Genomic DNA, 9,700 nt, shown 5'->3' on the forward strand with positions numbered 1-9,700 from the left:
CCCGTTTACTACTTTAAAACGCTGTCCTGGAGTGATCGGTTTTAATTTTCTAACTGACATTTGTTGTCTTTATAGATTACTGTAAAAATCGATTACTTCCCCTTCTTCAACATCAACTATGGCTTTCTTAAATGCATTAGATTTCCCATGCTGAACCCCTGTTTTTGTAAAACGGGTTTTGCGTGAAGGTCCATAATTCATTGTTCGAACTTTTTTCACTGAAACGCCATAAGCCGCTTCAACGGCATCCTTGATCTGTAGTTTATTGGCCTTAGGATTCACAACAAAACCATAGCGATTATACAATTCGCTATCCGCTGTCATTTTTTCCGTTATAATTGGCTTTATCAACACACTCATGTCCAACCTATTTATTTAAGTTCGTTTCAATTCCTTCTAATGAACTTTCCAGAAGAACGATTTGATTTGCATTAAGAATTTTGTAAGTGCTTAATTCTGAATTAGTTACCACTTCGTAACCTTTCAAATTACGCGACGACAAATATACGTTATTATTTGAATCACCCAACACAAACAAAGACTTTTTGTTTTCCAATCCTAAGGATTTCAAAACCTGCATGAAATCTTTAGTCTTTGGGGATTCAAAATTGAAGTCTTCTACGACCATAATAGCCTTATCCCGACCCTTTAGACTTAGCGCAGATTTTCTGGCCAACCTCTTTACATTCTTATTAAGTTTTTGGCTATAATCTTTTGGTCTGGGCCCAAAAACCCTTCCTCCACCACGAAATATAGGGGATTTAATACTTCCCGCTCGTGCAGTACCTGTTCCTTTTTGTTTCTTAATCTTTCTGGTACTTCCAACTATATCCGCGCGTTCTTTGGTGCTGTGAGTACCCTGTCTTTGATGAGCCATGTACTGCTTAACATCCAAATAAATCGCATGCTTATTGGGTTCCATTTTGTAAACTGCGTCCGATAGGTCTGCCTTTCGCCCAGTATCTTTTCCTTTTACATCTAAAACTGCTACCTTCATTACTTCTCTATAGTTAAGTAAGCATTTTTATGACCGGGTACACAACCTTTTAAAACCAAAAGATTTTTTTCCGGAACAACTTTTAAAACTCTTAGGTTTTGAACGGTAACTCTACCACCGCCCATTCTTCCTGCCATCTTCATTCCCTTAAAAACTCTCGCAGGATATGAAGCAGCACCTATTGAACCAGGAGCTCTCAGTCTGTTATGCTGACCGTGAGTTGCTTGTCCAACCCCGGCAAAACCGTGTCTCTTAACAACTCCCTGGAATCCTTTCCCTTTAGATGTAGCCGAGACATCAACAAATTCGCCTTCAACAAATACGTCGACACCAACGGTTTGACCTAATTTAAATTCTCCTTCAAAATCCCGGAATTCAACGACTTTCTTTTTGGTGGAAGAACCTGCTTTTTTAAAATGGCCCATTTCAGCCTTATTAGCACGCTTTTCTGCCTTGTCATCGAAACCAAGCTGAAGGGCATTGTACCCGTCTACCTCTTCGGTTCTGACTTGGGTAACTACGCATGGTACATATTATTACTATTATTTATTAATTAATCTTAAACTACTTTTTTCTGCAAAAAAAACAGGATCAAAAACAATTCGATCCCGAATATATTTTTGTTACCGTTTTTCCTTTGCGAAACGCTCCGGACATGTTATCCGCTTCAAACCGAAACGGACTAGTCTATCACACTTTAATCTCCACCTCAACACCACTTGGAAGCTCCAGCTTCATAAGTGCATCAATTGTTTTTGATGAAGAACTATAAATATCCAGCAGTCTTTTATAAGAACTCAACTGAAACTGCTCTCTCGATTTCTTGTTCACATGGGGTGAGCGCAAAACCGTAAATATCTTTTTATGTGTTGGCAAAGGAATTGGACCTGTTACCACAGCACCAGTCGATTTTACCGTTTTCACAATCTTCTCGGCAGATTTGTCTACCAGGTTATGATCGTACGATTTTAGTTTTATTCTAATTTTCTGACTCATAATACTAAAATTTAGGCGGTTACACCTGTTGCTGCTTTTATAACCTCTTCAGCTAAACCAGAAGGGGTTTCTGCATAATGTGAAAATTCCATGGTTGAAGTTGCCCTGCCAGAGGACAATGTCCTAAGCGAAGTTACATAACCAAACATTTCCGAAAGAGGCACCTCTGCCTTGATGACTTTAGCACCCGCTCTGTCGTCCATATTGGTAACATGTCCTCTTCTGCGATTAAGGTCTCCAACAATATCACCCATATTCTCTTCGGGCGTAAGTGCCTCTAATTTCATGATGGGCTCCATAAGTACAGCTTTTGCTGCCTTTGCAGCTCCTTTATATCCAATTTTAGCTGCAAGTTCAAAAGAAAGAGAATCAGAATCTACAGGATGAAAAGAACCATCCTTAAGAGTGATTTTCATACTATCCATTTCAAATCCGGCTAAAGGACCATTCTTCATAGCCTCTCTAAATCCTTTTTCCACTGAAGGAATATATTCTCTGGGTATATTACCACCCTTGATTACATTTACAAATTCCAGGCCGGATATGCCATCCTCTCTTGGTTCCATTGTAAATACGATATCTGCAAATTTACCACGACCACCGGTTTGTTTTTTATAAATTTCCCTGTGATCAGCGCTTCGGGTAATCGCTTCTTTGTATTCAACCTGAGGTTTTCCCTGATTGACATCAACTTTAAACTCCCTTCTTAAGCGGTCTACAATAATATCAAGGTGCAACTCGCCCATACCGGAAATAATCGTCTGGCCTGAAGCTTCGTCTGTTTTAACCACAAAAGTCGGATCTTCTTCAGCCAATTTAGCCAATGACATCCCTAATTTATCAACATCAGCCTTGGTTTTGGGCTCCACAGCAATCCCGATAACGGGATCAGGGAAATTCATGCTTTCCAGAATAATAGGATGCTTTTCATCTGAAAGTGTATCCCCTGTTTTAATATCTTTAAAACCTACAGCCGCACCAATATCACCAGCCGCAATAGAATCTACCGCATTCTGCTTATTGGAATGCATCTGATATATTCGTGAAATCCTTTCCTTATTCCCCGAGCGATTATTGAGCACGTAAGATCCTGCATTTAACTTACCCGAATACGCTCTGAAGAAAGCTAAACGTCCTACAAACGGATCTGTGGCAATTTTAAAAGCTAAAGCCGCAAACGGCTCATTTATGTCCGGTTTTCTTAATACTTCTTTATCTGTTTTTGGGTCTATTCCTATAATACCTTCTTTATCCATGGGAGAAGGCAGGTAACGACAAACAGCATCCAATAAAAATTGCACCCCTTTGTTTTTAAAGGAAGAGCCACAAATCATTGGAATAATACTCATATCCATAACTGCTGCTCTTAAAGCCGCATGTACTTCATCTTCAGTAATAGAATCTTCATCTTCAAAGAATTTCTCCATCAAGCCTTCATCGTATTCCGCTACTGCCTCAATCAAAGCAGCACGGTATTCGTGAACTTCCTCCTTCATTTCTTCAGGAATATCAATGATATCAAAGGTAGCGCCCATATCTTCATCATGCCATACAATAGCACGGTTCTTAACAAGGTCAACAATACCTTTAAAATCTGCTTCTTCCCCTATAGGCAAAACAATTGGAACTGCATTGGATTTCAACATATCCTTAACCTGCTTACTAACCATTAAAAAGTTAGAACCTTGTCTATCCATTTTGTTCACAAAGCCTATTCGCGGAACTTTGTAATTGTCTGCCAACCTCCAGTTAGTTTCAGACTGAGGCTCAACACCATCAACTGCACTAAACAGAAAAACCAAACCATCCAATACCCTAAGTGAACGATTCACTTCAACAGTAAAATCTACGTGTCCGGGGGTATCGATAATATTAAAATGGTAGGGTTTAGTTTCAGGAAGAACTTGTCCGTTCTTGGTTGGGAAATCCCAGGTACATGTTGTAGCAGCCGAGGTAATGGTTATACCGCGTTCCTGCTCCTGCGCCATCCAGTCCATAGTCGCAGCTCCATCATGTACTTCACCCATTTTATGACTAACGCCCGTATAATACAAAATACGTTCAGTAGTGGTGGTCTTACCCGCATCAATATGCGCAGCAATACCAATATTTCTTGTATATTTTAAATCTCTAGCCATTTTACTTTTTAAAACCTAAAGTGTGAAAATGCTTTGTTAGCTTCTGCCATTTTATGAGTATCCACTCTTCTTTTGACCGCGGCACCTTCTTCTTTAGAAGCTGCCAATACTTCTCCGGCCAATTTTTGAGCCATGGACTTTTCGTTACGCTTGCGCGAAAAGCTTATTAGCCATTTCATGGCAGTAGAAATTTTTCTATCCGGTCTTATTTGCATGGGGATCTGAAAAGTTGCACCACCTACTCTTCTGCTTCTAACCTCTACGTGAGGCATCACATTAGAAAGCGCTTCTTTCCACAATTCCAATGCAGATTTCTCTTCATCTGTTTTCTTTTCTTCTACAATATCCATTGCATCATAGAATACTTTAAAGGCAACTGATTTCTTTCCATCCCACATTAACATATTCACAAAACGTGTTACCAGCTGGTCATTAAACCTTGGATCTGGTAATAGTGGCCTTTTTTTCGCCTGTCTTTTTCTCATCTCTTCTTCTTACAAGTTTAGATTACTTTTTAGGGCGTTTTGCTCCATATTTAGATCTTCTTTGGGTCCTTCCAGCAACTCCTGCTGTATCTAAAGCCCCGCGGACAATATGATATCTAACTCCTGGCAAATCCTTCACCCTTCCGCCTCTAACCAATACTATCGAGTGCTCCTGGAGATTGTGACCCTCGCCGGGAATGTATGCGTTTACCTCTTTACCATTGGTTAACCTAACCCTTGCAACCTTTCGCATTGCAGAATTTGGTTTCTTAGGTGTAGTGGTATAAACCCGCGTACAAACCCCTCTTCGCTGGGGACACGAATCCAAAGCAGCCGATTTACTCTTCTTGGTAATTGTGGCCCTTCCTTTTCGTACTAATTGTGAAATTGTTGGCATACTAATATATATGTATAAATACTACCCTCATTTAAGGGCTGGCAAATGTAGTAATTATTCATTATAATTCAAATGCTATCCCATAATTTTCTTTTATTTTTTTTTAGGAGTTTTTATCGGGGGCTTATTATGATCTAATGGATCCTTTTTAAGGGCCAATTATTCTATTAGGTTATACCTTAATATAATACCCAATTATTCTATTATGTTATACCTTAATTTTTATAAAACAATTTAAATTTAATTTCATCTGAGGCCAGAAAATTTATATTGATTGAATTTAATTTCAATACCAGACAAAATTGTGAAGTTTATAATGCTTTGCTAAAGAAATCGAATGATTCTTACTTTATTGGGAACTAAGAGTTTAATTAATCATTTTTTTAACATTTTTTTTGTTGTTTTTTTTAACAATAGTCTGCCGAATTGTTTTTTTCTTCACTAACTTCTTAAAGTTTTATTAAAATAAGTTTGGATTATTAACATGAAATTAGGATTTTCGCAGTTAGCTAATTCAAATAATTAAAAAATGAGAACAAATTTAAATGGAATCTTGACGCTTCTTTTGGCGTTTGTTGTGCATTTATCATTTGCGCAAGACAAAACGATTTCAGGTAATGTGACCGATCAAGACGGTCTGCCTTTGCCTGGCGTTAATATCATCGTGGATGGTACAACAAAGGGTACCCAAACCGATTTTGACGGTAATTACTCTATTAGTGCTAGTCAGGGACAAGTATTGCTCTTTACCTACATTGGCCAAAAACCTGAAAGAGCCGTTATTGGTGTTGGTAACAGCATTAACATTGTAATGGAGCTGGATGCCGAAGCATTGGAAGAAGTAGTTGTAACTGCTTTAGGTATTAAAAGATCAGAAAAATCAATTGGTTATGCTGTTCAAGATGTAAAGGGTGATGAAATTGCACAAACGCAAGAGCCCAATTTGGTAAATGCCCTGAGTGGTAAAGTTGCAGGTGTACAAATCACCAATAGTAGCGGCGCGGCAGGTGCATCTTCACGAATTGTATTGAGGGGTGCTTCATCTATCACCGGAAACAACGAACCCTTGTTCGTTGTGGATGGAATCCCAATTGACAACAGTAACCAGGGTGATGCTGACGCTTTCGGTGGTATCGATTTACCGAACGGAGCTGCAGATATCAACCCAAATGATATCGAATCAGTATCAGTACTTAAAGGACCAAACGCAGCGGCTCTATACGGTTTAAGAGCAGCGAATGGTGTAATCTTAATAACCACAAAAAAAGGGGCAAAGAGCAAAGCTATAGGTATTAATATAAACAGTACTGTAAGTTTTGAAAATCCACTTCTCCTTCCGAGTTTCCAAAATTCTTATGGTCAGGGAAACGTTTCAAATTTCTTTGAATGGGTAGATGGAACACAATCAAATGGTGGTGTCGATGAAAGTTGGGGACCTCCTTTAGACGTGGGGCTTTCTTTTGTCCAGTGGAATTCTTATACGGTTGATGGAGCACCGTTACCATGGGTATCCAAACCAAACAATATTAGAGATTTTTATGACACGGGGATAACCACACAAAATAGTGTTTCATTAAGTGGTGGCGGAGAAAATTCTTCGTTTAGATTATCCCTGGCAGGATTTGATCAAAAAGGTATGGTACCTTTTACCGGCTTTAACAGATATACAGTTGGTGGTAACTTCACACAGGACCTTAATGATTTTATAACTGCAGGATTAAATGTCAGGTATATTAAATCAGGTAGTGATAATATTGTAAACCAGGGTTATGATAATTCTAACCCTACACAACAGATTAATGGTTTCTCTGGTAGGAACGTAGATTTTGCTGCTCTTAGACCCTGGAGAGATTTACCGCTATCACCGGTTGGAACCCAGGCAGAAGGAACACCCCTTAACTGGAATACGGTATTTCAAAATAACCCATTTTGGGGATTGGAAACCAATACAAATGCATTTAAGAAGGATAGGGTTATTGGTGGCGCCAACATCAATTTTAAATTTTCTGATAAATTGTCGATGGTTGCGCGAACAGGGATAGACTACTGGACCGCAGTTACTACCCTCGAACGGGCTAAAGGCACCAACAATTTTCCGGAAGGAATGTTTACAGTTGATACGCAATCGCGTTATGAAATTAACACAGAGGCAATTTTGACCTATGCAACACCAATAGGTGCAAACTTTGATTTTTCTCTTAACGTTGCCGGCAACTCATTGCTGAGAACTTTTGATCAGGTATTTATGGCCGCAGATCAGTTGGAACTTCCAGAGGTTTATAATATTTCTAATGTAAAATCCGGAGTAACTCCACGAATTTCAAATTTTAGAAGTGAACAAAGGATTAACAGTATATATGGCTTTGGTCAATTGGCATTCAAGGACTATCTATTTTTAGACTTTACAGCCAGAAATGATTGGGCAAGTATTCTGCCTGTGGAAAACAACTCTTTTTTCTACCCATCGGTGACATTAAGTGCTGTACTTAGTGATGCCTTTAATATTAACAAGGAAACAGTTTCTCTGTTAAAAGTTAGAGGTGGATGGTCTGAAGTTGGTAGTGTTGGTGCATTGGCACCTTACGAACTTCAACCTGTTTTCCAGTTTAGTACCGTTCCTTTTGGAAGTACTACACGGGCTTTTTTCCCAAGCGCTCTTAATAATCCAACTATTGGACCGGAAACAACATCCGGTTGGGAAGTAGGTGTAGATGCGAGATTTTTTGGAAACAGACTTCGCTTTGATGGTACCTATTATGATCAAACAAGTAAGGACCTGATCGTTGACGTTCAGGTTAGTTCTACCAGTGGAATTGGGTCCACCATTCAAAATGTGGGTGAGATGAGAAACAGTGGATATGAAATCCAGTTAGGTGGTACCATAGTCAAAACAAACGACTGGACACTGGATTTAGATCTGAATTTTGGTAAAAACACAAATGAAGTAGTCTCATTGGGAAATAATTTGGAAACCCTGATTTTAGGTAATCAATGGGGTGTAAATACTGAAGCAAGAGTTGGTGAGCCATATGGCATTCTTTTTGGCCCTGCTTTTGAAAGAAGCCCTTCTGGCGAAATAGTTTTCAGTAACGGTCTTCCCCAGCTTGATGCTTCAAACCAGATATTAGGAAATATTCAACCTGATTGGACCGGAGGTGCAAACTTAAGTTTAAGATGGAAAGATTTGACTTTTTCAACTTTGGTTGATGCAAAAATAGGTGGCGACATCTATTCCATAACCAACACCTGGGGTATGTACGGAGGTATATTGGAAGAAACACTTGTTGGACGTGAAACCGGTGTTGTAGGTCAAGGTGTGAAAGATGATGGTGCTGGTAACTTTGTTGCTAACGATGTGGTTGTACCTGCAAAAACATATTATCAAACGGCCTTCGGAAATCAGGTTGGGGAGAGTTCAGTTTTTGATGCCTCTTATGTGAAATTAAGACAAATGACACTGGCATATAGCATTCCAAGAGACATGTTCAGAAACCTTCCAATTCAATCTATGACTTTTTCTTTAATAGGTAGGAATTTAGCAATATTGTATAAAAATGCGCCTCATATTGATCCTGAAAGTGCTTTCAGTAGTTCAAATGCAAATCAGGGACTTGAGTCTGGACAAATACCTTCAGCGCGCAGCATTGCTTTTAGTATTAATGCATCATTTTAAAAAAAAAAAGATTATGAAAAATAAAAGTATCATTACCGTAGTTCTAATCAGCCTACTAACATTCTTTGTAGGTTGCGATAAGGATTTTGAGGAAATCAATCAAAATCCTAACGATCCCGTTGCTGTACCGGCGGATCTCCTTTTGGGAAATCTACTTTTTACGACGGCGAATAACCTTTATAATGTATTTGGCTCAATTGATCAGGGGTCCGGGTGGGCACAACATATGAGCAAGGTCCAATATAATGATGAAATGAGGTATATTCCCAGAGAAGGAACCATAGAGGGAAGATGGGCCTCATTTTACGAGGTAACGACCGCTGATGGCGATCAAATGGTTAAGTTGGCTATTGAGCAAGAAAACACTGCTGTACAAGGTGTTGGCCTGATAATGAAAGCTTATGGTTTTTTAATGTTAACGGACCTATATGGTGATATACCTTTTACTGAGGCCTTAGGGGCACAAGAAGGTGTTTTTACCCCTGTTTATACTGAACAGGAGCAGGTTTATAGTGGATGTATTGCATTCCTCGATGAGGCAATTTCATTATTAAGCAATAGTTCAGATGACATAAGTACAACTCAGGATTTAATGTATGGAGGTAATAAATCTTTATGGATTAAGTTTGCAGCCTCATTAAAATTCAGAGCTTTAATGCGAGAATCCGGGGTAGTTAATGTATCCTCTCAATTACAGCAATTGGTAAACAGTGGTAATTTATTTAGCTCAAGTAGCGAAGAGGCGAAATTTATATATCTTTCAGATAACCCTAACGCTAATCCACTATACGAAACCGTTGTTTTTGGAGGTAGGGCAGAATACAGGTTAAATCAGACACTTGTAGAATACATGGATGGCACAAATAGTCTTAACGACGATCGTCTTCCGGTATATGCTCAACCAAGTATTGATGCGGGAATAAACATTGGAAAACCCTCCGGGTTTAGAGATTTGCCTAGCCCGGAATATAACTACACCAGTGTTTCTGAAATTGGGTTAAAATATTTGGCCCC

General features: G+C 39.0%; 8 protein-coding genes and 1 pseudogene. 2 read left to right on the forward strand and 7 right to left on the reverse strand.

Going from position 1 to position 9,700, the window contains the following annotated elements; translation table 11 throughout:
- Nucleotides 1-69: 69 nt before the first annotated feature.
- The 7 genes and pseudogenes from rplW to rpsL form a co-directional block, all read right to left on the reverse strand.
- A complete protein-coding gene (rplW, locus tag Q0X66_RS12205; RefSeq protein WP_019668206.1) occupies nt 70-360 on the reverse strand; it encodes a 50S ribosomal protein L23 in 291 nt (96 codons plus the stop codon).
- A gap of 7 nt (nt 361-367) precedes the next feature.
- Entirely contained in the window at nt 368-997 is a 630-nt protein-coding gene (gene rplD, locus Q0X66_RS12210; RefSeq protein ID WP_297706747.1) for a 50S ribosomal protein L4, read from the reverse strand.
- Nucleotides 997-1,524 (reverse strand): annotated as a pseudogene (rplC, locus tag Q0X66_RS12215) (50S ribosomal protein L3); the annotation flags it as partial. The pseudogene rplC and the gene rplD, both read right to left, overlap by 1 nt.
- 163 nt (nt 1,525-1,687) lie before the next feature.
- Nucleotides 1,688-1,993 carry a 30S ribosomal protein S10 gene (gene rpsJ / locus Q0X66_RS12220; RefSeq protein ID WP_010181931.1) on the reverse strand — a complete coding sequence of 102 codons (306 nt, stop codon included), beginning with the start codon at nt 1,991-1,993 and terminating at the stop codon, nt 1,688-1,690.
- Nucleotides 1,994-2,004: 11 nt separating this feature from the next.
- Complete coding sequence (gene fusA, locus Q0X66_RS12225; RefSeq protein ID WP_297706761.1) at nt 2,005-4,131, reverse strand: elongation factor G; 2,127 nt, start codon at nt 4,129-4,131, stop codon at nt 2,005-2,007.
- 8 nt (nt 4,132-4,139) lie between these two features.
- Nucleotides 4,140-4,616, reverse strand: coding sequence for a 30S ribosomal protein S7 (rpsG, locus tag Q0X66_RS12230; RefSeq protein ID WP_297706763.1), 477 nt, complete (start codon nt 4,614-4,616; stop codon nt 4,140-4,142).
- A gap of 22 nt (nt 4,617-4,638) precedes the next feature.
- Nucleotides 4,639-5,013 carry a 30S ribosomal protein S12 gene (gene rpsL, locus Q0X66_RS12235; protein WP_013305196.1) on the reverse strand — a complete coding sequence of 125 codons (375 nt, stop codon included), beginning with the start codon at nt 5,011-5,013 and terminating at the stop codon, nt 4,639-4,641.
- Nucleotides 5,014-5,542: 529 nt separating this feature from the next.
- Here rpsL and Q0X66_RS12240 point away from each other — a divergent pair.
- Both Q0X66_RS12240 and Q0X66_RS12245 read left to right on the forward strand, forming a co-directional pair.
- Complete coding sequence (locus tag Q0X66_RS12240; protein ID WP_297706773.1) at nt 5,543-8,686, forward strand: SusC/RagA family TonB-linked outer membrane protein; 3,144 nt, start codon at nt 5,543-5,545, stop codon at nt 8,684-8,686.
- Between the two features lie 13 nt (nt 8,687-8,699).
- A partial coding sequence (locus tag Q0X66_RS12245; RefSeq protein ID WP_297706775.1) for a SusD/RagB family nutrient-binding outer membrane lipoprotein occupies nt 8,700-9,700 on the forward strand: 1,001 nt, incomplete at its 3' end.

The organism is uncultured Eudoraea sp., assembly GCF_947260015.1.
In the GTDB taxonomy this organism is placed as follows: Bacteria; Bacteroidota; Bacteroidia; order Flavobacteriales; family Flavobacteriaceae; genus Eudoraea.